Origin of the sequence: Mitsuaria chitosanitabida ATCC BAA-476 = NBRC 102408 (assembly GCF_001598255.1) — a bacterium.
GTDB classification, from domain to species: Bacteria; Pseudomonadota; Gammaproteobacteria; order Burkholderiales; family Burkholderiaceae_C; genus Roseateles; species Roseateles chitosanitabidus.
In genome coordinates this window covers 203,736-227,942 of record NZ_BCYP01000006.1, presented here as the reverse complement: position 1 = coordinate 227,942, position 24,207 = coordinate 203,736, and the positions used below count along the sequence as shown (strand labels likewise).

The window sequence follows — 24,207 nt, the reverse complement described above, 5'->3', positions numbered from 1 at the left end:
CCGCGGTGATCCCGCCCGGCTTTATTCAGGACCTTCTGGCCCGCGTCGACATCGTCGACATCGTGGGCCGCCATGTCGACCTCAAGAAGGCCGGCATCAACCACAAGGGCCTGTGCCCCTTCCACGGCGAGAAGTCCCCGAGCTTCATCGTCAGCCCCTCCCGCCAGACCTTCCACTGCTTCGGCTGCGGCCAGCACGGCAACGCCGTGGGCTTCCTCATGGAGCACCTGGGCATCGGCTTCGTCGACGCGGTGAAGGACCTCGCCCAGCAGGCCGGGATGCAGGTCCCCGAGGACGATCGCAGCCCGCAGCAGCGCGAGGCGGAGAAGGCGCAGAAGCAGCGCCAGGCCACGCTGACCGAGGTCCTGGCCAAGGCGAGCCAGCACTACCGGCAGCAGCTCAAGGGCAACCCGCGCGCGATCGACTACCTGAAGGGACGCGGCCTGACCGGGCAGATCGCGCTGCAGTTCGGGCTGGGCTACTCGCCCGAAGGCTGGCGCACGCTGGCCAGCGCCTTCCCGTCCTACGACGACCCGCTGCTGGTCGAGACCGGCCTGGTCATCCTGCAGGACGATCCGGGCAAGAGCGAGGCCGAGCAGCGCCGCTACGACCGCTTCCGCGACCGGATCATGTTCCCGATCCGGAACGTCCAGGGCGAGGTCATCGGCTTCGGCGGCCGCGTGCTGGACAAGGGCGAGCCCAAGTACCTGAATTCGCCCGAGACGCCGGTCTTCCACAAGGGCAAGGAGCTCTACGGCCTCTACGAGGCCCGCCCCGCGATGCGCCGGCGTGGTTACGCGCTGGTGGTCGAGGGCTACATGGACGTGGTCGCGCTGGCGCAGCACGATTTCGGCAACGCGGTCGCGACGCTGGGCACGGCCTGCACGCAGGACCACGTGCAGAAGCTGTTCCGCTTCACCGAGTCGGTGGTGTTCAGCTTCGACGGCGACGCCGCGGGCCGGCGCGCCGCGGGCCGGGCGCTCGAGGCCGCCCTGCCCCACGCCAACGAGACGCGCACGATCAAGTTCCTGTTCCTGCCGACGGAGCACGACCCCGATTCCTACGTCCGCGAGCTTGGCGCCGAGGCCTTCGAGCGCTGCGTCGAGAACGCGGTGCCGCTGTCGCGCCAGCTGATGGAGACCGCGGCCGAGGGCTGCGACCTGGGCACGCCCGAGGGCCGCGCCAAGATGCTCAGCGTCGCCAAGCCGCTGTGGGCCGCGCTGCCGGACGGGCTGCTCAAGCGCCAACTGCTGGGCGAGCTCGCGCGCCGCGCGCAGTTGCCGGACGCGGAGCTGCAATCGCTCTGGGCGAACGCCCTGCCGCCGCCCGCGCCCGGCCAGCGACAGCGCGCTGAACAACGCCCCGCGACACCGCGCGCCCAGCCGCGCCCGTCGGCCGACGGCGGCCAGGGAGGCGCCGGCGACGAACCCTATTTCGACATTCCCGCCTCCGCCTACGGCGACGAAAGCGCGGGCGGTGACGAGGTCCACATCCCGCACGACGCCTATGCGGGCGACGCGGGCGCGCCCTCGCCCCAGCAGGAAGCCCCGCAGCAGCAACGCAAGTGGGAGCCGCGCGGCGACTTCAAGGGCAAGGGCAAGGGCAAAGGCAAGTGGGGCGGCGGCGACTGGCGCAAGCGCGACCAGGATCCGACCATCGGCCTGCCGCGCAAGGCGCCCCCCGCGCCCATGGACCATGCGGTGCGCATGCTGCTGCTGCATGGCGAGCTCTGGAACCACGTCGGCGAGCAGGACCTGCAACTGCTGCACGAGCTTCCCGGCGAGCATGGGCAGCTGATCGCCTGGCTCGAACGCTTCCTGGTCGACCACGGCCCCACGCCCTGGGCTGTGCTGCAGGCGGCCTTGCTCGAGGCGGACCGGATGGAGCTGGCCGAGCGCGTCTGCGGCGGGCCGATCAGCGCGCCGGTCTCGGAGGAGCACCTGGAGGACGAATTCCGCGTCGTCATGCGGCGGCTGTGGATCAGCCGCCTGCGCGCGGAGGCCGACCAGATCGCGCGCAGCCCGCAGCCGGACATGGGCCGCTTCCAGTCCTTGCTGAAGCAGATCCGGGAGCTCGAGGCCGCCTGACTCGGAATCTTTTTGACCGAACCAGATTTCTGGCAGATAATCAAGGGTTTTCGCGCGTCAAGAGTGACGGCAGCGCCAACCGGTCCCGGCCCCCCACTGACCCTGGGTTCATGCAAAAGCGGCCAACCTACACCGCCTGGGCTGCACCTTCAAACGTTCACGCTAGCTTGTCCGCGCAAAGCCTTGAATGGCGGTCGGTTCATCCCGATCTGCGTTTCAAGGCACGAGTTCGAGCCGCCTGGGCTCGCCGCGTCGCATAGCCCGCAAGTGTCGGGAGTTTGCGACCGTCGGCGACGCAGGTGGCCGTTTGCATTGCCCCACTGCTCACCCCACTGGCCCCGAAGCCACCGAGGAACTGCATGACCGCCAAAAAGACCGCGTCCAAGGCCGCCGCCGCAGAAACCGAAGAAGTCGTCAAGAAGCCGGCCGCGAAGGCCGCCGCCAAGACCACCAAAGCCGCCACCGCTTCCGCTGACGAAGCGAAGCCCAAGCGCGGCCGCAAGCCCAAGGCCGAGACCGAGTCGAAGAAGCCCTCCAAGGCCGCCAAGGCCGAGGAGGAGGAAGAGGACTTCGGCGACGTCGACGCGGATGTCGAGGGCGACGGCGATGGCGAGTCCGAGGGCGAGGTCGAGACCGCCGAGGCCGCCGAGGTCGAGGAACTCGGTGAGGACAAGCCCAAGGCCAAGCCGCTGCGCATGAAGGTCAGCCGCGCCAAGGAGCGCGCGCTGATGCGCGAGTTCGGCCTGGACGAGACCGCCCTGACCGAAGAGGAAGTCGCCAAGCGCCGCCAGGAGCTCAAGACCCTCATCAAGATGGGCAAGACGCGTGGTTTCCTGACCCATCAGGAAATCAACGACCACCTGCCCGAGAAGCTGATCAACGAGGAAATCCTCGAGGCGATCGTGTCGATGCTCAACGACATGGGCATCGCCGTGTACGAGCAGGCGCCCGACGCCGCCACGCTGCTGATCCAGGGCTCCACCTCCCCGACCGCGACGGAAGAGGAAGCGGAAGAAGCCGCGGAAGCCGCGCTGTCGACCGTCGACTCCGAGTTCGGCCGCACGACCGACCCGGTGCGCATGTACATGCGCGAGATGGGCACGGTCGAACTGCTGACCCGTGAAGGCGAGATCGAGATCGCCAAGCGCATCGAAGGCGGCCTGCAGGCGATGATGCTGGCCATCTCGGCCTCGCCGACGACCATCGCGCACATCCTGGAGTTCTCCACCAAGATCCGCGCCGGCGAGATGCAGATCTCCGAGGTCGTGGACGGCTTCGTCGCCGCCGACGAGGCGGACGACTACGTCGCCGAGGAAGACTTCGACGAGTTCGACGAAGAGGACGACGACGACGGCAACGGCGGCTCCAAGGCCCTGACCAAGAAGCTGGAAGAGCTGAAGAACGCCGCGCTGGTGAAGCTGGACTCGCTCGCGTCCAACTTCGACAAGATGCGCAAGGCCTTCGAGAAGGACGGCTACAAGTCGGCCAACTACAACAAGGCCCAGGCGGCGATCAGCGCCGAGCTGATGACCATCCGCTTCACTGTCAAGACCATCGAGAAGCTGTGCGACATCCTGCGCTCGCAGGTGGACGACGTGCGCCGCTTCGAGCGCGAGATCCGCAAGATCGTGGTCGACAAGTGCGGCATGCCTCAGGAGCACTTCATCAAGACCTTCCCGCCCAACGTGCTGAACCTGCAGTGGGCCGAGAAGGAGATCGCCTCGGGCAAGCCGTACGCGAACATCATGTCGCGCAACCTGCCCGCCGTGCAGGAGCTGCAGCAGAAGCTGATCGACATCCAGGGCAAGGCCGTGGTCCCCCTGGATGACCTGAAGGGCATCAACAAGCGCATGAACGAGGGCGAGAAGGCCTCGCGCGACGCCAAGAAGGAAATGATCGAGGCCAACCTGCGCCTGGTGATCTCGATCGCGAAGAAGTACACCAACCGCGGTCTGCAATTCCTGGACCTGATCCAGGAAGGCAACATCGGCCTGATGAAGGCGGTGGACAAGTTCGAATACCGTCGCGGCTACAAGTTCTCGACCTATGCGACGTGGTGGATCCGTCAGGCCATCACCCGCTCGATCGCGGACCAGGCCCGCACCATCCGCATCCCGGTTCACATGATCGAGACGATCAACAAGATGAACCGCATCTCGCGCCAGCACTTGCAGGAGTTCGGCTTCGAGCCGGACGCCCCGACGCTGGCCGAGAAGATGGAGATGCCGGAGGACAAGATCCGCAAGATCATGAAGATCGCGAAAGAGCCGATCTCCATGGAAACGCCGATCGGCGACGACGACGATTCGCACCTGGGCGACTTCATCGAGGACACCAACAACACCGCGCCGATCGAAGCCGCCATGCAGGCCGGTCTGCGCGAGGTGGTGAAGGACATCCTCGACAGCCTGACCCCGCGCGAGGCCAAGGTGCTGCGCATGCGCTTCGGCATCGAGATGAGCACGGACCACACGCTGGAGGAAGTCGGCAAGCAGTTCGACGTCACCCGCGAGCGCATCCGCCAGATCGAGGCCAAGGCCATCCGCAAGCTGAAGCACCCGTCGCGCAGCGACAAGCTGCGCACGTATCTGGACAACCTCTGATCCAGCGCTGACCCCGCCATCCCGGATGCCGAACACAGGCACCGGGATTGCCCGACAGACCGGCCTACGTCCCTGGACGTCGGCCGGTTTTCTTTTGGGCGAGCCGTGGCGGTCCAAAGGCTTCCCGGGGGCGGATCGGACAAGTGGAAATGCTGCGTTGCGGCATTCGCCCGCTCGATGGGGGAGCGCTGTCGCGCGGGTGCCGACGAGGCCCCCAAGCGAGGGCTAATCACCACGTTCGCCCTGAGGTCGCGCAGCTACACTGAGACTTCCTTCACACCTGATCCGCAGCAAGGCCGATGACCCAGATCCGCGAGCGCACCGTCCTGTTTGCCGACCTGCGCGGCAGCACGGCGCTGTTCGAGACCCTGGGCAACGCGGAAGCTTCGGGACTGGTCACGCAGACGGTGGCGCTGCTGAGCCAGGCGGTCGACGAGAACCGCGGCAATCTGATCAAGACGCTGGGCGACGGCCTGATGGCCGCGTTCGACAACCCGCGCGACGGCATCAAGTCGGCGATGCGGATGCAGGAACTGCTGCTCAAGTCCTCGGTCCGCAGCGAGCGCCTGCGCCACACCCATCTGCAGATCGCGCTGGCGCGCGGCGAGGTGGTCGAGATCCACGGCGACTGCTTCGGCGACGCGGTCAATGTCGCGGCGCGTCTGCTGGACCATGCGGGCGACGGCGAGACCGTGGTCACCGCCGAGGTCGTCCACGGCCTGACCAGCGCGCAGAAGGCGCGCTTCCGCAGCCTGGACCACATCAGCGTGCGCGGCCGGGCCGAGCCGGTCCACATCTACGTGCTGGACAACGGACGCGGCGACGCCGCCGCCACGCAGTTCGGCGAGATCGTGCGCAGCGCCGGCCCCGAGGGCATCCGCCTGGTGTGGCAGGACCTGGACCGTGTCTTCGACATCGAGCAGATGCCCGTCGTCCTGGGCCGCAGCACGCAGGCCACCTACTGCATCACCGACGTCCGCGTCAGCCGCTCGCACGCCCGCATCGACTGGCAGGGCAGCAGCTTCAGCCTGACCGACCTCAGCTACAACGGCACCTTCGTGCGCTTCGGCGCGGGCGGCCAGACGCTGAGCCTGCGCCGCGGCTCCTGCACGCTGCACGGCGCCGGCGCGATCGGCCTGGGCGGACCGCCCTCCGAGACGCAGGCCCCGACGGTGCGCTTCGAGATCATGCATCTGGCCGAGGCCGCCTCGCCGATGCTGATGCGCCGCGGCCTGTGAGCGGCGCGCGCCCGCCCCTCCTTCCGTTTTCTCCACGACCGGCGTCACGCCTGCCCGGATGAGCTTCCGTCCCGAGCCCCCCTTCGACCACGGCACCGCGCCGGTCACCGGCGTGCTGCTGGTCAACCTCGGCACGCCCGAGGCGCCCACCGCCGCGGCCACGCGCCGCTACCTGGCGCAGTTCCTGTCCGACCCGCGCGTCATCGAGATCCCCAAGGCGGCCTGGTGGCCGATCCTGCACGGCATCATCCTGCGCACCCGGCCAGCCCAGTCGGCGAAGAAGTACGCCAGCATCTGGATGAAGGAAGGTTCGCCGCTGATGGTCTGGACCACGCGCCAGGCCCGGCTGCTGCAGGGCTACCTGGGCGAGCGCGGCCACCGGGTCGTCGTCCGCCACGCGATGCGCTACGGCAGCCCGTCCATCGCCTCGCAGCTGGACGCGCTGCGGGCCTCGGGCGCGACGCGGGTCCTGGTGCTGCCGGCCTATCCGCAGTACTCGGCGGCGACCACCGCCAGCGTCATCGACGAGGTGGCGCGCTGGTCGCTGACCCGGCGTCACGTGCCGGAGTTGCGCATCGTCAATCGCTACCACGATCACCCGCGCTACATCGGCGCGCTCGCCGAGAGCGTGCGCCAGCACTGGGAGCGCGAGGGCCGCGCCGAGCTGCTGGTGATGAGCTTCCACGGCATGCCCGCCCGCACGCTGACGCTGGGCGACCCGTACCACTGCGAATGCCTGGCCACGGGCCGACTGCTGGCCGAGGCGCTGGGGCTCTCGCCCGCGCAGTACAAGGTGACCTTCCAGAGCCGCTTCGGCAAGGCGCGCTGGCTGGAGCCCTACACGGAGCCCACGCTCAAGGCGCTGGCCGGCAAGGGCCTGAAGTCGGTGGACCTGATCTGCCCGGGCTTCTCGTCCGACTGCATCGAGACGCTGGAGGAGATCGACATGGAGGCGCGTACCGCCTTCCTGACCGCCGGCGGCCAGCGCTTCAGCTACATCCCCTGCCTGAACGACCGTCCGACGCACGTCCGCGCGCTGACGACGATCGCCGAGCAGCACCTCCAGGGCTGGCCCACGCAGGACGCGCCGGAGCTCGACGCGCTCAAGCGGCGCCGCGAGGCGGCCGTCGCGGCGGGCGCGCCACGCTGAACCCCGCCGGACTGGCCTCGATCGGCCGGAACGGCGCAGAATTCCCGGACATGGCTCACTCGTCCCGCTCGCATCCGCAAACTCCCCCGTCGCGCTCGACGTCGACCTCGACGCTCGAGGCCATCCGCCTGGACAAGTGGCTCTGGGCGGCCCGCTTCTACAAGACGCGCGCCATCGCCGTCGAGGAGATCGGCAAGGGCCGGGTGACCGTCAACGGTCAGGCGGTCAAGGCCTCGCGCGACGTGCGGGTCGGCGACAGCATCCGGCTTCGCCAGGGCCAGATCGACCGCGAGGTCCGCGTCGCCGGCATCAGCAGCATCCGCGGCCCCGCCCCCGTCGCCCAGCAGCTCTACGAGGAGACGGCCGACAGCGTCGCCCATCGCGAGCGCGCCGCCGAGGCCCGCCGCCTCGCGCCCGAACCGGCCAGCACCATCCAGCAAGGCCGTCCGACCAAGCAGGACCGTCGCCGGCTCGCCGAGTGGGACGACCGCTGGAGCGCGAAGATCGACTGACTCGGCCTCCCGCCCAATTCGTGCGGTCCTCGCCACCCGCGGGCGCTCCGGATATCAGGTACAGGGTTTGCCATCAGGCCGATGTCAGAATCCCCCTCTTGAACCTCCGGACATGCGCCCCATATGTCGCGGGTCGCCCGAAAGCCGGCTCATGCCGGCACCGCCTCCACAGAGAGGCCCGGGCTTTCGCATTGGGGCATTCCAACCATGACGACTGACAAGCAACAACCTGATCCGACGCTGGACGAGCTCACCCAGCAGGCCGCCGCCGCGGCTGCCGCCTCGATCCCCGAAACGGCCGAGGCCAAGCTCGCCGACACCGAGCGCCGCCTGGCCGAGATGTCCGACGCGTATTTGCGCGCCAAGGCCGAAGTCGAGAACACCCGCCGCCGCGGCGAGGAAGACGTCTCCAAGGCCCGCAAGTTCGCCGTCGAAGGCTTCGCCGACGCGATGCTCCCGGTGGTGGACAGCCTGACCGCCGCCATCGGCCGTCCGGACGCCAGCGTCGAGCAGGTGCTGGAGGGCGTGCACGCCACGCTGCGCCAACTGCAGTCGGCGCTCGAGCGCAACAAGGTGCTGGAGATCAATCCGGCCGCCGGCACCAAGTTCGACCCGCATCAGCATCAGGCCATCTCGATGGTTCCGGCGGACCAGGACCCCAACACGGTCGTGACCGTGCTGCAGAAGGGTTTCCTGATCGCCGACCGCGTGCTGCGCCCGGCGCTGGTGACCGTTTCGGCGCCGAAGTAAGCATCCGACATCGCCGGGGGTCTTGAAGCCCGGCAAGTTATCCACAGATCAGAAGCATCCCGGAACGCAGTTTCAGCCGCTCGATCCACGAGCCCGATCCATGGCCGCAAGGCCGACCTCGACGCTAACCGTTCCGCCAGTTTTCAAGTTTCAGGAGCATCCTCATGGCCAAGAAGAAGATCATCGGCATCGACCTGGGCACGACCAACTCGTGCGTCGCTGTCATGGAAGGCAACACCACCCGCGTCATCGAGAACGCGGAAGGCGCCCGCACCACTCCGTCGATCATTGCGTATCAGGAAGACGGCGAAGTGCTGGTCGGCGCCTCGGCCAAGCGCCAGGCGGTCACCAACCCGCGCAACACGCTGTACGCGGTGAAGCGCCTGATCGGCCGCAAGTTCCAGGAAAAGGAAGTCCAGAAGGACATCGACCTGATGCCCTACACCATCGCCGCCGCCGACAACGGCGACGCGTGGGTGGAAGTGCGCGGCAAGAAGCTGGCGCCCCCGCAGGTCTCCGCTGAAGTCCTGCGCAAGATGAAGAAGACCGCCGAGGACTACCTCGGTGAAGAGGTCACGGAAGCCGTCATCACGGTCCCGGCCTACTTCAACGACGCACAGCGTCAGGCGACCAAGGACGCCGGCCGCATCGCCGGTCTGGACGTCAAGCGCATCATCAACGAGCCCACCGCCGCGGCCCTGGCCTTCGGCCTGGACAAGCACGGCGCCGGCGATCGCAAGATCGCGGTGTTCGACCTGGGCGGCGGCACCTTCGACATCTCGATCATCGAGATCGCGGACGTCGACGGCGAGAAGCAGTTCGAAGTGCTGTCGACCAACGGCGACACCTTCCTGGGTGGCGAGGACTTCGACCAGCGCATCATCGACTACATCATCGGCGAGTTCAAAAAGGAACAAGGCGTCGACCTGACCAAGGACGTGCTGGCCCTGCAGCGTCTGAAGGAAGCGGCCGAGAAGGCCAAGATCGAGCTGTCGACCTCGTCGCAGACCGACGTCAACCTGCCCTACATCACCGCCGACGCCACCGGTCCGAAGCACCTGAACATCAAGCTGACCCGCGCCAAGCTGGAGTCGCTGGTGGACGAGCTGATCGAGCGCACCATCGCCCCTTGCCGCACCGCGATCAAGGACGCCGGCGTGTCGGTGAGCGAGATCGACGACGTCATCCTGGTCGGCGGCATGTCCCGCATGCCCAAGGTGCAGGAGAAGGTCAAGGAGTTCTTCGGCAAGGATCCGCGCAAGGACGTGAACCCCGATGAGGCCGTGGCCGTCGGCGCCGCGATCCAGGGTCAGGTCCTCGGCGGCGAGCGCACCGACGTGCTGCTGCTGGACGTCACCCCGCTGTCCCTGGGCATCGAAACCCTGGGCGGCGTGATGACGAAGATGATCAAGAAGAACACGACCATCCCGACCAAGTTCAGCCAGACCTTCTCGACCGCCGAGGACAGCCAGCCCGCGGTGACCATCAAGGTGTACCAGGGCGAGCGCGAACTGGCGCAGGCCAACAAGAGCCTGGGCGAGTTCAACCTGGAAGGCATCCCGCCGGCCCCGCGCGGCACGCCGCAGATCGAGGTGAGCTTCGACATCGACGCCAACGGCATCCTGCACGTCGGCGCCAAGGACAAGGGCACCGGCAAGGAAAACAAGATCACCATCAAGGCGAACTCCGGCCTGTCCGAGGCCGAGATCGAGAAGATGGTGAAGGACGCCGAGGCCAACGCCGCCGAGGACAAGAAGAAGGTCGAGCTGGTCCAGGCCAAGAACCAGGCCGACGGCCTGGTGCATTCGGTGCAGAAGTCCCTGGGCGAGCACGGCGACAAGCTGGACGCCGGCGAGAAGGAAAAGATCGAAGCCGCGATCAAGGACCTGGAAGAAGCCATCAAGGGCGAGGACAAGGCCGAGATCGACGCCAAGACCGAGGCCCTGATGACCGCCAGCCAGAAGCTGGGCGAGAAGGTGTACGCCGAGTCGCAAGCCGCCCAGGCGGCCGCGGCGGGTGGCGCCGGCGCGGGTGCCGAGCACGCGGAAGCGGCTGGCGCGCAGCAGGCCTCGTCCAAGCCGGCCGACGACAACGTCGTCGACGCCGAGTTCAAGGAAGTCAAGGACTCGAAGTAAGCCGGGCATGCCGACGATCCACACGTCGGCATCGCGTCGGGAACATGCTGTCAATGACAGCCGCCGCGCGAGGCCCCTAGCCTCGCGCGGCGTTTTGGTTTGAGGCCGCAGGAAGATCCATGGCAAAGCGTGACTATTACGAAGTCCTGGGCGTCGCGAAGAGCGCCAGCGAAGAGGACATCAAGAAGGCGTATCGCAAGCTGGCGATGAAGTACCACCCTGACCGCAATCAGGGCGAAGGTGCCAAGGAAGCCGAGGACAAGTTCAAGGAGGCCAAGGAGGCCTACGAGATGCTGTCCGACGCGCAGAAGCGCGCCGCCTACGACCAGTACGGCCACGCCGGCGTGGACCCCAACCAGGGCTTCCGCGGCGCGGGCGGCGGCGAGGGCTTCGGCGGCTTCGCGGAGGCCTTCGGGGACATCTTCGGCGACATCTTCGGCCAGCAGGGCGGCGGCCGTCGCGGCGGCGGAGGCCAGCAGGTCTACCGCGGCAGCGACCTGAGCTACGCGATGGAGATCACGCTGGAGGAAGCCGCGCGCGGCAAGGAAACGCAGATCCGCATCCCGTCCTGGGAAGGCTGCGAGACCTGCCACGGCAGCGGCGCCAAGCCCGGCACCAGCGCCAAGACCTGCGGCTCCTGCGGCGGCAGCGGCACGGTGCACATGCGCCAGGGCTTCTTCAGCATCCAGCAGACCTGCCCGCACTGCCACGGCACCGGCAAGATCATTCCCGAGCCCTGCACCACCTGCAACGGCGCCGGCAAGATCAAGAAGACCAAGACGCTGGAAGTCAAGATCCCGGCCGGCATCAACGAGGGCATGCGCATCCGCTCCGCCGGCAACGGTGAGCCGGGCGTGAACGGCGGCCCGTCGGGCGATCTCTACATCGAGATCCGGATCAAGCAGCACGACATCTTCGAGCGGGACGGCGACGACCTGCACTGCACGATGCCGGTGTCGATGACGACGGCGGCGCTGGGCGGCTCGATCGAGGTGCCCACGCTGGGCGGCAAGGCCGAGATCGAACTGCCGGAAGGCACGCAGCACGGCAAGACCTTCCGCCTGCGCGGCAAGGGCATCAAGGGCGTGCGCTCGAGCTACCCGGGCGACCTGTACTGCCACGTCAGCATCGAGACGCCGGTCAAGCTGACCGAGCATCAGCGCAAGCTGCTCAAGGAGCTCGACAAGAGCCTGCGCGACGGCGGCGAGCGTCACTCGCCGAACGCCAAGAGCTGGACCGATCGGGTCAAGGACCTGTTCAAGTAATCGGCCTGGCCATCGGGTCACTGCGAGAAAGCGAACCGTTTGATGACAGTCGCTTACACGCAAACCCGGAGGCGCCGCGTCCCCTGCCGGATGGACAATCCGGCGCGTGGTTGACGACATTCGCACGCGCTGGGGATCTCGAAGCCCGCTTCCTCCCGGAGCGGGCTTCTTCACTTTGGGCGGACGGTCGTCATGAGCGTCGTCTCGCCCCATCCGCTGGCCAAGCTCCACGCCAATCCGCTGGCCAACACGCAGGCCCTGGTCATCGACGCCAACGCGACCTCGCGCAGCCTGATGACGGCCCAGCTCAAGGACCTGGGCGTGGGCCATGTGCGGCAGGCCACGCGAGTGCGCGACGCCCGCGTGATCCTGGAGACCCAGCCCTACGACATCGTCCTGTGCGACTACTACTTCGACGGCTCGGAGATGTCGGGACAGGACCTGCTGGACGAACTGCGGCGCGAGCAGCTGCTGCCCTACTCCACCGTCTTCGTGATGGTGACCGGCGAGTCCTCCTATGCGAAGGTCGCCGAAGCGGCGGAGGCGGCGCTCGACGCCTACCTGGTGAAGCCCTACACCAGCGCCGCCCTGGCCGACCGGCTGGCCAGCGCGCGTCATCGCAAGACCGAGCTCAAGGGCATCTTCGACGCGATCGACGCGCGGGAGTTCGGCCACGCCGCCGACCTCTGCCTGGAACGCTTCCAGCGGCGCGCCACCTACTGGCTCTACGCGGCGCGCATCGGCGCCGAGCTGCTGCTGCGGCTGGAGCGCCATGCCGAGGCGCGTGAGCTCTACGAGGCCATCATCGCCGCGCGCACCGTGCCCTGGGCGCGGCTGGGCGTGGCGCGGACCGAGGTCGCGAGCGGCAACCTGGCCGCCGCGCGCCGCACGCTGGAGACGCTGATCGGCGACATGCCGGAGCAGGCCGACAGCTACGACCTGATGGGCCGCGTGCAGATGGAGCAAGGCGAGATCGGCGCGGCGCTGGCGACCTACCGGACCGCGTCGACGCTGACGCCGGGCTGCCTGCTGCGCCAGCAGCACTGCGGCACCCTGGCCTTCTACGCCGGCCAGCGCGACGAGGCGATCCGGATGCTGGAGCGCAGCCTCGCGCAGGGGCTGCGGTCCAAGCTCTTCGACTGGCACAGCCTGGCCCTGCTCGCGCTGATGCGCTTCGACACGAAGGACGGCAAGGGCCTGAAGTACGCGGCGGACGCGCTGCAGTGGGGCATCGAGCGCTCGCCGCGCGACGCCCGCTTGCGCCGTTTCGACGTGCTGCTCAACGGCCTGCGCCTGCTGATGGAGCGACGCCTGGCGGATGCGCTCGAGCTCGCCCGGCGCTTCGCGCGGCAGATCGACGCGGAGGACTTCGACCTCGAGTCCGCGAGCCTGCTGATCGCGCTGTGGGTGCGCATGGCGCGGCAGGACATCGAGCTGCCCGAGATGGAGACGCTGATGTCGCAGCTGGGCATGCGCTTCTGCAGCTCCAAGTCGGCGACCGAGGTGATGGCCAGCATGGCCGAGGGCCACGAGCCCAGCACCCTGCTGCTGCGCGAGGCGCAGTCCCGGGTCTTCGCGATCTCCGAGGCGGGTCTGCGCCAGGCCATGCGCGGTGACGCGCAGGCCGGCGTCCAGTTGCTGGTCGAGCAAGGCACGCAGACGATGAACGCCAAGCTCATCGACATGGCGGCCCTGGTGCTGCGCCGCTACCGAGATCGCATGAGCGATCCCGACGCGCTGGCGCCCCGCATCGAGGCGCTGCAGCGGCGCTACGTCCAGGCCAGCGGACAGGGCCTGAAGGCCGCTCGCGCCGCGGGCGGCGTGGCGCTGCGCGGATGACGCCCACCGTGCGCGCCTCACGCACAACCAAGTCAGCCTTCGCTCACGCGCGCGTGCAACCCATGCGCCATCTTCAGCCCCGCTTCAGGGGCGCTTCAGTTGGGAAAACTACAAGGATCGGTTGGCCGCTGGCTTGACCGAAACAAGAATGCCGTTCTCCGATTCCTCGCCCCTGTACCGCGGCACGTCCGCGCCGCGCGCGACGCGCTCGCCCCTCTCCCTCACCTGGCTGGCCGCGATCTGGACAGCGGTGCTGGGCAACTGGCCGCTGTGGCAGCGCATGTGGGGCATGCCCGATTACGCGGGCGCCTCCGGCAAGGTGTTCATCGTGGTGTTCGCCGGCATCGTGCTGATGGTGCTGGGCGCCGTGTTCAGCCTGCTCGCGTGGCGCATCGCGGTGAAGCCGCTGCTGACGCTGATGCTGCTGATCACCGCGCCGCTGGCCTACTTCATCGGCAGCTACGGTGTCGTCATCGACAGCACCATGGTGACCAACGCGCTGCAAACCGATGTGCGCGAGACCCGCGATCTGATGAGCTGGGGCTTGCTCGCGCATGTGGTCGTGATCGCGCTGATCCCGCTGGCCTGGATCTGGCGCCAGCGGGTGAGCGAGCTGCGCTGGTTCAAGCGCCTGGGCTGGAACCTGGTCAGCGTGGCGGTCGCGCTGGCGCTGGGCTTCGGCCTGGCGGCGACCCGCACGGCGGACCTGGCCTCGACCCTGCGCAACAACAAGACCCTGACCAAGATGGTCAGCCCGGTCAACGGGATCTGGGCCAGCGTGGCGCTGATCACGCAGAAGCAGAAGAAGCCCAAGGGCCCGCCGGAGGTCGTCGCCGCCGACGCCACGTTGCGGCCACGGCCCGCGGGCGCGAAGCCGCCGCTGGTGCTGCTGGTGGTGGGCGAGACGGCGCGCTCGGCCAACTTCCAGCTCAACGGCTACGGCCGCCCGACGAATCCCGAGCTCTCCGAGCGTCCGGTGCTGAGCTACCGCGACGTCGCGTCCTGTGGCACCTCGACGGCCGCCTCGCTGCCCTGCATGTTCTCGCAGCTGGGCCGCGAAGCCTTTGTCGATCACCCGGGCAATCAGGAGACACTGCTGGACGTGCTGCAGCGCGCGGGTCTGGCGGTGCTGTGGCTGGACAACCAGTCCGGCTGCAAGGGCCTGTGCGACCGGGTGCCGAATGCGCAGGCGATCAACCCGGCGCGTCCGGACCACCCGATCCCCGCCGGCCTGTGCCGTGCCGACGGCGAGTGCATGGACGAGGTGATGCTGCACGACCTGGACGCGCGCATCGCCGGCCTGGAGCCGGCGCGCGTGGCCAAGGGCGTGGTGCTGGTGCTGCACCAGATGGGCAGCCACGGGCCGGCCTATTACCTGCGCACGCCGGAGGAGCGCAAGCCCTTCCAGCCCGAGTGCCGCAGCAGCGCGCTGCAGCAGTGCCCGCTGGACCAGGTGCGCAATGCCTACGACAACACCATCGCCTATACCGACCACGTGCTGGCGCGCGCCATCGACTGGCTGGGCACGCAGGAATCGACGTTCGACCCGAGCCTGCTCTACGTGTCCGATCACGGTGAATCGCTGGGCGAGAACAACCTGTTCCTGCACGGCATGCCCTACGCGATCGCGCCCCAGGAGCAGAAGCACGTGCCGCTGATCCTCTGGCTGCCGGAGCAGACGCGCCAGTCGCAGCATCTGGACAGCGCCTGCCTCGCGCAGCGCCGCGACACGCCGATGTCCCACGACGGCCTGTACCACACGGTGCTGAGCCTCAGCGGGGTGCAGACGGCGGTGTACCGGAAGGATTGGGACTGGGTGGGGGCGTGCCGGCGTCCGTGATGCGTCCTGTCCGCAGGACCGCCGAGTCCGCACAGGAAGGCTGATCACAGCGTGCGATCAACTGGGCCACCTGGTCAAGCTGCTCACCAAGTTCCTTCTCGCTCACCCAATCGCCCAGGCGATAGTCGGCCTTGACCCGGCGTTCGCGCTGCACCTCGAGTTGCACCCCATTCGCTTTCGATCGAAGCTTCAGGATGGCGCTGCAGGTCCGGTCCGGATGCTTCAAGCGGTTGATCAGCTCCTGGTGCCGCCCGCCCTCTTCTCCCATGTTGGCCCCCAACGCGGGCAGCGCCTGCTCCCACTCCCGACATCGGTGATAGGCCGCGTAGTAGGCGCGGCTGATCGCCGACCGTCGCCATCCTTCCGATGCGTGTTGCCCTTGCTCGCGCGCGATGCTCATCAGTTCGTGACTGGTCGTAGGCATGCCCTGCCCTCCTCGAACGACGTTCCGATACCGTCGGATGTCAGGCGTCCGGCTGATCGACGAAGTGGAAATGAAAGGGGGGCTGCAACAGATCGACGTAGGCCAACTCGCCCCAGAACGCCATCGTCTGCGCATACGCCTCCTGGTGCGAAAGCTGCACGGGCAGCTCGTAGCGGATGCTGACGACGTCTTCCGCGTCGAAGACCGACAGCAGCGCCGGCCCGGCACGCCTCATCCCGAGCCGGTACGCGAAATACGCGGCCAGGTGCATCAGGTGCCTGACATAGGTGACGGAGACGTTGCGCTTGCGCTCCAGGACATCGAGATAGTCCGCGACCTGATCCCACGACGCGTACCGACAGCAGGCGTCAGGCTCGGTCTCAGGGAATGACGACGCACCGAAAAGCATCGCGGGATTTCTCAGCAGCTCGACGACCGCATCGATCTCCGGGGCGTCCGGCGGAATCGGTACCGGATGAACCATGATCGCGATCAACTGATCAGGCGACACCGCCCGGCGCAGGGCCTGCACATCCACCGTCATCCCTCGCTCCTTGATACGAGTCCCACGACCCGAAGACCATCAGTCTGCGAGGACACAGCGTTCAATGCAGTCCCTCCGAAGGGCGTTTCGGTGGGGGGCGCTGATCTCGGCAGGTCACTCCCCCCACGCATACTGGGGAAGGCCATTGCGAGATGCGCCGCAAGCGGGGTCAGGCATTGCCGACGTCGCCCTCGCTCCCGCGTCCGCGCCGTGCATCACGCCCTTCAGAACAGCGACTGCTGTCCTTCGAGCTTCGACGGTGGCCGGAACTCGCTGAAGTCGAAGTCGTGCCGCTCGCGGCCCAGGCCCAGCCGCTGCGAGGCCTTGCGCAAGCGCTGCTGCAGCAGCTCCGCCCAGAGGCCCTCGCCGGTGAAGCGCGTGCCGAAACGCGCGTCGTTGTCCTTGCCGCCGCGCATGTCGTGCAGCCGCGCCATGATGCGCGCCGCCTTGGCCGGCTGGTGCAGCCGCAGCCAGTCGTGGAAGAGCGGCGCGACCTCCCAGGGCAAGCGCAGCGGAATGCTGAAGGCCTTGGTCGCGCCCGCCTCGGCGGCGGCCTCGAGGATGCGCTCCAGCTCCGGCTCGTTCAGGAAAGGGATCACGGGCGACACGCTCACCCCGACCGGAACGCCCGCCTCGGCCAGCGCCCGGATCGTGCGCAGGCGCCGCTGCGGCGAGGCCGCGCGCGGCTCCAGGATGCGCGCCAGCTCCGGGTCCAGCGTCGTCACCGACAGGTAGACCGACACCTGCCGACGCCGCGCCATGGGAACGATCAGGTCCAGGTCGCGCTCGATGCCGCTGGACTTGGTGACCACCGAGAACGGATGGCGCGCCTCGGTCAGCACCTCCACCACGCGGCGCGTGATGCCCAGCTTGCGCTCGATCGGCTGATAGGCGTCGGTGGCCGTGCCCAGCACCAGCGGGGCGGGCCGGTACGCGGGCGAGGCCAGCGTCTCGCGCAAGCGCGCCGCCGCGTTCACCTTGGCGATGATCTTCGTCTCGAAATCCAGGCCCGGCGACAGGTTCAGATAGCTGTGCGTCGGACGGGCGAAGCAATAGATGCAGCCATGCTCGCAGCCCCGGTAGGGATTGATCGACAGATCGAACCCGATGTCCGGCGACTGGTTGCCGCTGACGATCTTCTTCGCCTGCTCCTCGATGATCTCGGTCTTCGGCGCGAGGTGTTCCTCCGACGCCTCCTGGTCCAGCGTGCCCCAGCCATCGTCGTACTGCTCGCGCTCGCGCGATTCGAAGCGGTGCGCGATGGCCCAGGCGCTGCCCCGGCCCTTCAGCGCGTCGGCCTGCACATACATCGGCGGCCCCGAGATCCCGGGCGCGCGCCGGCCCGCGGGACGCCCCTCGGACGGGTGGGCATCGGTGGGATCGGGTCGGTCATCGCGGGACATGCTGTCAATTTATACAGTATCCAAACGGATTGCCAGTGCCGTCCGGCATGAGAGGATGCGGCCCCCACGCGAGCCGCATCAGGGACGGACCTCGCATAACAAGACAGACGATCACGATGCATCACCGATTCACCGCCGCGACGCTGGCCATCGGCGCGCTGGCGGCGGCCCTCCAGGCCGCACCGGAAGCGGCCCTGGCGCAAAGCCAGGCCTCCCCCCAGGAACTCACCCGTCCGGGCGAACTCGCCCAGCCGCCGCAGGGCGTCAGCCGCGAGCGCGACGCCAAGGACTGGACGCTCACCTGGACCCCGGTCGCCACGCTCGGCACCGGCATCCGCACCAGCCGGCAGCGCGCGACGCTGGTCCCGGGCGGCTCCAACAACGGCGACGACTCCGACCTCAACTACGCCGCCGGCGACACCTTCAGCCGCGTGGTCAAGCTCAACAGCGAGTTCAAGGCGGTGCATCGCTCCGGCCTGGGCGTCGAGCTCGACGGCTACGCCTGGTACGACGACGCGCAACTGCATGGCAAGGTCGCGCACGGCAACAACCCGAGCAACTACCAGCCCGACGCGCCGCTGTCCGACCGCGGCTTCGCGCGCGGCGCGCGCTTCCAGGGCGCGCAGGTGCTGGGCGCCTACCTCTTCGGCACGACCGCCGTCGGCGAGGGCTCGGCCGAGTTCAAGCTCGGCAAGCTGTCGCTGGAGCGTGAGCGCGGCTTCAGCTTCACGGGGGGATCGCGGGACCTGGAGACGCGCAACGCGGCCGCCGCCGCGCGTCCCGGCGCGCTGGCCAACGAAGGCGCGGTGCCGGTCTGGGCCGCCACGGCGCGCTGGAACGTGAACGCGGCGCTGAAGCTGGAGGCCTTCCTGCAGTTCAAGCCCGAGGGCTCGGTGCAGGCGGGCTGCGGCACCTTCGCCGCGGTGCTGGACTTCTCCGCGCCGGGTTGCGACCGCGTGTTCTACAGCAACGTGCTGAGCGAGCAGCAGAACATCGCCCGCGGCATCTTCACCGCGCGCGGCCCGGACATCGAGCCCAGGAACCGCCCGGACCAGTTCGGCCTGGGCGCGAGCTACGTGGTGCGCGAGATCGGCACCCGCTTCGGCGTGCTGGCCGCGAAGTACCACTCGCGCGACGCCTTCGTCGACGTGCTCAAGGGCAAGGGCCTGGGGCCCGCGGCCGGCGCCACGTACCAGATCGAGCATCCGACCGACAAGCAGCTGCTGAGCTTCAGCACCGCGACCCGCATCCCGGCGCTGAACCTGTCGGTGCTCAACGAGTTGAGCTTCATCGACCACCAGCCCATCCAGCTGAACACCACGGACCTCCTGAACGCCTTCCTGGCGGGCCAGGGCCCGCTGGGCGCCGAGGCCAAGGCCCTGCCCAACGGCACGCTGTTCCGCGGCTACGACCTGTACAAGGTCGCGCAGCTGCAGACCGGCCTGCTCAAGGAATTCCCCGGCCTGTGGGGCAGCCGCAAGGCGGTGCTGGGCTTCGAGGCCTCGGTCAAGCACGTGATGGACCTGCCCGATCCGTCGGTGCGCCGCTACATGCGGCCGGAGAACTCGGGCGTGTGCACCACGCCCGGGGCCTGCACGACCAACGACGGCTTCGTCACCTCGACCGCCTGGGCCTACCGCATGCATGTGGGCATGGAGATCGACAACGTCGGCGGCAGCGGCGTGCTGCTGCGGCCGGCGCTGATCTTCGGCCAGGACGTGAAGGGCTGGTCCTACGACTACGCCTTCATCGAGGGCCGCAAGTCGGCGCGCCTGTCGCTGGACGCGGACTTCAGCCGCCACGTCTATGCCAACGTGAGCTACACCATCAGCCGCGGCGGCCAGTTCAACATCCGCAAGGACATGGACTTCGTGATGGCGAGCGTGGGCTACAAGCTCTGAGGCCGCTCCCCCGCGGGCCGGCCGGTCGCGCCGCGCGGCCGGCGCCCCGGGGCCTCGATTCCGGCCGTGTGGCGCCCCTCGTCAGCCTGGATCCGACAGATCGGGGAACACCACCGAGCGCTTCACCCGCGAGTAGGCGAAGCTGGTGTCGATCGACTGGATGCCGGGGATGGCGTGGAGCTCCTGGCGCACGAAGCGCTCATAGTCCTTCAGGCTCTGCGCGAGCACGCGCAGCAGGTAGTCCACCTGGCCGGTCATCACGTAGCAGTCGAGCACCGCGTCGATCTTCTGGATGGCGCGCTCGAACCGGCGCACGGACTCGGCGGTGTGCTCCTTGAGCTTCACGCCGACGAAGGCGGTGACGGGAAGGCCGAAGGCTTCCTCGTCCACCACCGCCGTGTAGCCGCGGATCGTCCCCGACTCCTCCAGCATGCGCAGCCGCCGCAGGCAGGGCGTGGGCGTGAGGCTCACCTGCTCCGACAACTCCTGGTTGGTCATCCGGCCATTGGCCTGGAGCGCGGCGATGATCTGGTAGTCCTTGCTGTCCATGGGCGAAACCTTAGCAGCTTCTGCCAATCGAGCCGCCAATCCCTGGAGCTTTTGAACACTTTCGCTCGACGTCGACGACGAGAATTTCCAGCGATCCGCAGGAACCGCCGTCACGTCCATGAAGTCCCTCAGCCCCACCCTCGCCGGCGCCGCGCGCCCCTCGTTCTCGCAGAGCCCGGCCGCGGGCTGGCTGACGATGGGGCTCACGCTGGTCATCTGGGCGAGCTTCTCGCTGTCGATCCGTGCGATCGGCGCGTCGACCCTGTCGCCCGGCGACGTGGCCTTGGTGCGCTTCCTGGTCCCGGCCCTCGTGCTGGCGCCCTTCGTCCCGTCGCAGTGGCGCGTGCTGCAGCGGCTGCCCCTGAGGTGCTGGGCCATGATCTCGCTCGGGGCCGGCCTCCCCTTCTTCCTGATCGCCTCGATGGGCGGCCGCTTCACCTCGGCCGCGCACGTGAGCGCGCTGATCGCCGGCACCACGCCGATCTCCTTCGCCGTCGTGGGCTGGCTGATGTGGCGCGAGCCCGTGCCCGCCGCCCGTCTGAAGCGGCTCGCCCTCATCGTGGCGGGCGTGGCGCTGATGGTGCTGGGCTTCGGCACGCAGTCGCCGCAGGCGCTGGTGGGCATGGGTGTGCTGCTGCTCGCCAGCCTGCTGTGGGGCACCTACACGCAAGGGCTGCGGCTGGCCGGCATCCCGCCGCTGGCCGGCGTGATGGTGGTCACCTACCCCTCGCTGCTGCTGCTGGCCGCGCTCTCGGGGTCGGGACTGCTCGAATCCCACCTCTCGACGGCGCCGATGCGCGACATCTTGGTCTTCGCCGGCGTGCAGGGCGTCGGTGTGGGCGTGTTCTCGACGCTGCTCTACGGGCTGTCGATCCGCCTGCTGGGTCCGCAGAAGTGCTCGATGGTGGGCGCGCTCGCGCCGGTGCTCGCCACGCTGATGGCGATCCCGCTGCTCGGCGAGACGCCGAGCCTGGTCACCGCCTTCGGCGTGGTCGTCGTCAGCCTGGGCGTGGTGCTGGCCGTTCGCGCGCAGGCCCCCTTGGCTCGGTGACCCGCCGGCCTGCTGACCCGCTGGCCTGCTGACCCGCTGGCCTGCTGACCCGCTGGCCTGCTGGCCTGCTGGCCTGCTGACGCGCTGACGCGTTGACCTCCTGAGCGATTGAAGCTGGCCCGCTGAGCATCTGAGCATCTGAGCATCTGAGCATCTGAGCATCTGAGCATCTGAGCTTCTGAGCTTCTGACGCTGCCCCGCCGAGTTGCTGCCGCGTCGACACGCTGATCTCTCTGTCGCCCCTGGCGAAGTGCTCACCGCTCCGCGGCTCCCTCGCCCGCTTGCGGGAGAGGGTGGGGGTGAGGGTCTTCGGGCGCTCCCTCACGCCATCTGCCCCCGCACCCAGGCGCTCACGCCCTCGGGCCCCTGGAACTCGTCGATCGAGCGCACGGGAATGCGCGGATGCCGCTCCCGCCACATCCCCGCGAGCGCCGCGCCCGGCCCCACTTCCAACACGCAGCTCACCCCGCGTTCGGCGACGCTGTCCATCACCTCGTCCCAGCGGATGGTGCTGGCGATCTGCCCCGCCAAAGCGGCAGCGAGCGCGCCGGGATTCCGAGTCGCCGCCGCGTTGAAGTCGCACACCACGGACACCCTCGGCGCGTTCAGGCCCAGAGCCGCGAGGCGATGCGCGAAGCCCGTCGCGGCCGACGCCATCAGCGGCGTGTGCGAGGCGACGGCGACCGGCAAACGGGCGCAGCGCAAGCCCTCCTCGCGCCAGCGCGCCGCGTGCGCGTCCAGCAAGGCGACGTGCCCGCCGACGATCACGCGCGACTCGTCGATGCGGATGGCGATGGACAAGCCTGGCGCCGCCCGCACGACCGCGGCGCTCGTCAGGCTCAACGCCCCCTGCCCCTGCACGCTCATCAATCCGGTGTCCTGCCCGGCCACCGCCTGATCCATCAGCGCGGCGCGCTCGACAGCCAAGGGCAGTGCGAGGTCCTCCCCGATCGCGCCCGCGACAGCGAAGGCCGCGAGCTCGCCGACGCTGTAGCCCGCGACGACCACCGGCGTCGGCAGCCGCGCGGCGAGCACGCGCCACGCGGCGAGCCCGATCCCCGTGAGCAACGGTTGCGCGACGGCATTGGCGCTGGCCCAAGCGGGGTCCCGCAAGCGCTCACGCCATCCGGCGTCGAGCAGAGCCTCGAGTCGATCGAGCAGCGGCGCCGCCTCGGGCTGCGTCCACAGCCACGGCAACATGCCCGGATGCTGCGCGCCCTGACCGGGGAACAGCAAGGCCAGGCCCATGGTCAGACCAGTCGGTCGAGCCAGCAGGCGGCCGCCAGCGTGTCGGCCGCGCCGCCGGGCGACAGATTGCGGCGCACGAACTCGCGCCCGATCCCTTCGGCCCTCGCCCATCCACCAGGGGCGGCGATGCCGCCCGCGACGAGGAAGTCCCGCGCCGCCGCTTGAGCGAATCGCAGGCCTGCGAGCCCGCCGCGATGCGCGAGGTTGCTGTCGTCCAGTTCGGCCATGACGGCGAACAGCGCCTGCAGCCGCGATCCCCGCATCGACAGGCCGCTCGCGCGCGCGGCGCGCAGCGCGGGCCAGGCGACCTCGAACAGCGTCGGGAAGCCGAGCGCCGCTTCGGACGACGCGCTCCGCAAACCCAGACGCCGCGCCGCGATCCCTCCGGGCAGCGTCGAAGGCTTGCGCGCCCGCTCTTGCAGGTCCTGCCCCCATCGCGCGCGCAATGTCTCGCGCAGCGCCTCGGGCTCGATCGATCGACCGGACCCGACCACGGCCCCCGCCGACGCGCACAGCAGCCCCAGCATGAAGATCGCGCCGCGATGCGTGTTGATCCCGCCGGTGGCCGCGAGCATGCGCGCCTCGGCCTCGATGCCGCAACGCTCCAGCGCGTGGAAGGGCGCGCCCTCCCCGCCCAGCGCGGCGATGCGGCCGAAGTAGCCGCGCAGCGCGAACACGCTGCGCATGAAGGTGTGGGCGTCCATGTCCGCGTGGCTGCCGCGATCGAGCGGCGTCACCAGTCCCGGCTTGGGCGACAGCGCCAGCTCGTCGTGCAGCGCGAGCGCCGCGGCGCGTCCGATCTCGCGCGCGGTCGGCGCGGCAACTCGCGCGGCGGGAATGGGCCTCATGCCGACACCTCCGCGGCCCCGACGGCATGCGAGCGCTCCCCCGCGCTCGCAGCGCCGGCAGGGTCAAGGTCAAGATCCACGGCGATGCGAGCGCCCTCGCCAGCGCCAGCGCCAGCGCCTTCGACATCGACTTCGACTTCGACATCGACGAGCAGCGGACGATCCGGAGGACCCGTCAGCGTCAACGGCCCGAGCGACGGCCCGCGCAGCCGCTTCACCAGCAGCGCGCTCACGCGGCCGGAGCGCCAATCCCGCCATTCGCGCCACGCGATCGCCGCGTCGCCGGCCAGCACCAGCTCGCCGTCGAGCCGCCGCGCGGGCGCCTCGAAGGCCTGCATCGCCGCCGCGGCCGCATCCGCCTGGACCGGTCCGTCGACGGCGACCCACACGTCCAGGTCGGAGCCCTCGCGCACATGCGGCAGGCCGCTCAGCGCCTGCCAGCCGTGACTCCCGAACACACGCGCCGTCGCCCCGCAGGCGCGCAGGGCCGCGACCAGTTCACGGGCCGCCGCCCAGGTGCCTCGCGGCAGCTGCGTGACGAGCTGGTCCAGTCGCGGGAACTCGTCGAAATAGAGCACCTCGGCCCACCGCACCCGCAGCGCAAGCCGTCGATGACCCCAGCGCGCCGGCGCGCACAGGCCCATCGCGATCTCGCCCTCGGGCAGATCCGCCGGCTGACGCGTGACGACGAGCGGAAGACCACGCTCGGCCCAGTGCGCGAGACAGGATCGCGCCTGCGCGTCCCAATCGGCCCGCAGCAGTCGATCCCAGGCCGATTCGCGCACGTGCGCGATCTGATGCCGATGCAGCGCGGTCATGG

Annotated in this window: 19 protein-coding genes; 12 read left to right on the top strand and 7 right to left on the bottom strand. The window is 69.0% G+C overall.

The window, feature by feature from the left end; translation table 11 throughout:
- Window positions 1–5 precede the first annotated feature (5 nt).
- The 10 genes from dnaG (at window position 6) to MCHT01_RS03905 (ending at window position 15,419) form a co-directional block, all read left to right on the top strand.
- Window positions 6–2,087, top strand: a complete 2,082-nt coding sequence (gene dnaG / locus MCHT01_RS03950) for a DNA primase (protein ID WP_067062610.1) — start codon at window positions 6–8, stop codon at window positions 2,085–2,087.
- 359 nt (window positions 2,088–2,446) lie between these two features.
- A complete protein-coding gene (gene rpoD, locus MCHT01_RS03945; RefSeq protein WP_067062609.1) occupies window positions 2,447–4,690 on the top strand; it encodes an RNA polymerase sigma factor RpoD in 2,244 nt (747 codons plus the stop codon).
- A 299-nt stretch (window positions 4,691–4,989) separates the two neighbouring features.
- A complete protein-coding gene (locus tag MCHT01_RS03940; protein WP_067062606.1) occupies window positions 4,990–5,928 on the top strand; it encodes an adenylate/guanylate cyclase domain-containing protein in 939 nt (312 codons plus the stop codon).
- 58 nt (window positions 5,929–5,986) lie between these two features.
- The gene (gene hemH, locus MCHT01_RS03935) at window positions 5,987–7,078 is read left to right on the top strand and encodes a ferrochelatase (RefSeq protein ID WP_067062604.1); all 1,092 of its coding nucleotides are present in this window, start codon (window positions 5,987–5,989) and stop codon (window positions 7,076–7,078) included.
- 50 nt (window positions 7,079–7,128) lie between these two features.
- Complete coding sequence (locus tag MCHT01_RS03930; RefSeq protein ID WP_067062602.1) at window positions 7,129–7,590, top strand: RNA-binding S4 domain-containing protein; 462 nt, start codon at window positions 7,129–7,131, stop codon at window positions 7,588–7,590.
- 207 nt (window positions 7,591–7,797) lie between these two features.
- Window positions 7,798–8,340 (top strand): nucleotide exchange factor GrpE, encoded by a 543-nt coding sequence (gene grpE, locus MCHT01_RS03925; RefSeq protein WP_067062599.1) that lies wholly within the window; start codon window positions 7,798–7,800, stop codon window positions 8,338–8,340.
- Window positions 8,341–8,504: 164 nt separating this feature from the next.
- Window positions 8,505–10,475 carry a molecular chaperone DnaK gene (gene dnaK / locus MCHT01_RS03920; protein ID WP_067062597.1) on the top strand — a complete coding sequence of 657 codons (1,971 nt, stop codon included), beginning with the start codon at window positions 8,505–8,507 and terminating at the stop codon, window positions 10,473–10,475.
- Window positions 10,476–10,594: 119 nt separating this feature from the next.
- Window positions 10,595–11,740, top strand: a complete 1,146-nt coding sequence (gene dnaJ, locus MCHT01_RS03915) for a molecular chaperone DnaJ (protein WP_067062596.1) — start codon at window positions 10,595–10,597, stop codon at window positions 11,738–11,740.
- Between the two features lie 192 nt (window positions 11,741–11,932).
- On the top strand, window positions 11,933–13,579 hold the full coding sequence (locus MCHT01_RS03910) for a response regulator (protein WP_067062593.1): 1,647 nt from the start codon (window positions 11,933–11,935) through the stop codon (window positions 13,577–13,579).
- A 148-nt stretch (window positions 13,580–13,727) separates the two neighbouring features.
- Complete coding sequence (locus MCHT01_RS03905; protein WP_067062590.1) at window positions 13,728–15,419, top strand: phosphoethanolamine transferase; 1,692 nt, start codon at window positions 13,728–13,730, stop codon at window positions 15,417–15,419.
- Here the strand turns inward: MCHT01_RS03905 and MCHT01_RS25985 are convergent.
- The 3 genes from MCHT01_RS25985 to MCHT01_RS03895 form a co-directional block, all read right to left on the bottom strand.
- Complete coding sequence (locus MCHT01_RS25985) at window positions 15,352–15,843, bottom strand: hypothetical protein (RefSeq protein ID WP_148661365.1); 492 nt, start codon at window positions 15,841–15,843, stop codon at window positions 15,352–15,354. The genes MCHT01_RS03905 and MCHT01_RS25985 overlap by 68 nt on opposite strands.
- A gap of 40 nt (window positions 15,844–15,883) precedes the next feature.
- A complete protein-coding gene (locus MCHT01_RS03900; RefSeq protein ID WP_067062588.1) occupies window positions 15,884–16,387 on the bottom strand; it encodes a hypothetical protein in 504 nt (167 codons plus the stop codon).
- A 224-nt stretch (window positions 16,388–16,611) separates the two neighbouring features.
- Window positions 16,612–17,697: a PA0069 family radical SAM protein gene (locus tag MCHT01_RS03895; protein ID WP_067062586.1), complete on the bottom strand. Its 1,086-nt coding sequence runs from the start codon at window positions 17,695–17,697 to the stop codon at window positions 16,612–16,614.
- 209 nt (window positions 17,698–17,906) lie between these two features.
- On the opposite strand from MCHT01_RS03895, the gene MCHT01_RS03890 reads away from it, so the two are divergent.
- A complete protein-coding gene (locus tag MCHT01_RS03890; RefSeq protein ID WP_067062583.1) occupies window positions 17,907–19,691 on the top strand; it encodes a DUF1302 domain-containing protein in 1,785 nt (594 codons plus the stop codon).
- An 81-nt stretch (window positions 19,692–19,772) separates the two neighbouring features.
- On the opposite strand, the gene MCHT01_RS03885 is transcribed toward MCHT01_RS03890, so the two are convergent.
- On the bottom strand, window positions 19,773–20,240 hold the full coding sequence (locus tag MCHT01_RS03885; protein WP_067062581.1) for an Lrp/AsnC family transcriptional regulator: 468 nt from the start codon (window positions 20,238–20,240) through the stop codon (window positions 19,773–19,775).
- A 118-nt stretch (window positions 20,241–20,358) separates the two neighbouring features.
- Between MCHT01_RS03885 and MCHT01_RS03880 the strand changes: the two genes are divergently transcribed.
- Window positions 20,359–21,291 (top strand): DMT family transporter, encoded by a 933-nt coding sequence (locus tag MCHT01_RS03880; protein WP_067062579.1) that lies wholly within the window; start codon window positions 20,359–20,361, stop codon window positions 21,289–21,291.
- A 321-nt stretch (window positions 21,292–21,612) separates the two neighbouring features.
- Here MCHT01_RS03880 and MCHT01_RS03875 read toward each other — a convergent pair whose 3' ends face one another.
- Genes MCHT01_RS03875 through mdcG form a run of 3 tightly spaced genes read right to left on the bottom strand, consistent with a single transcriptional unit; the run spans window position 21,613 to window position 24,205 of the window.
- Complete coding sequence (locus tag MCHT01_RS03875) at window positions 21,613–22,539, bottom strand: acyltransferase domain-containing protein (protein ID WP_067062577.1); 927 nt, start codon at window positions 22,537–22,539, stop codon at window positions 21,613–21,615.
- 2 nt (window positions 22,540–22,541) lie between these two features.
- Window positions 22,542–23,387, bottom strand: a complete 846-nt coding sequence (gene mdcB, locus MCHT01_RS03870; RefSeq protein WP_067062574.1) for a triphosphoribosyl-dephospho-CoA synthase MdcB — start codon at window positions 23,385–23,387, stop codon at window positions 22,542–22,544.
- Entirely contained in the window at window positions 23,384–24,205 is an 822-nt protein-coding gene (gene mdcG, locus MCHT01_RS03865; RefSeq protein ID WP_067062569.1) for a malonate decarboxylase holo-[acyl-carrier-protein] synthase, read from the bottom strand. Before mdcG ends, mdcB begins: the two co-directional genes overlap by 4 nt.
- Window positions 24,206–24,207: the final 2 nt, after the last annotated feature.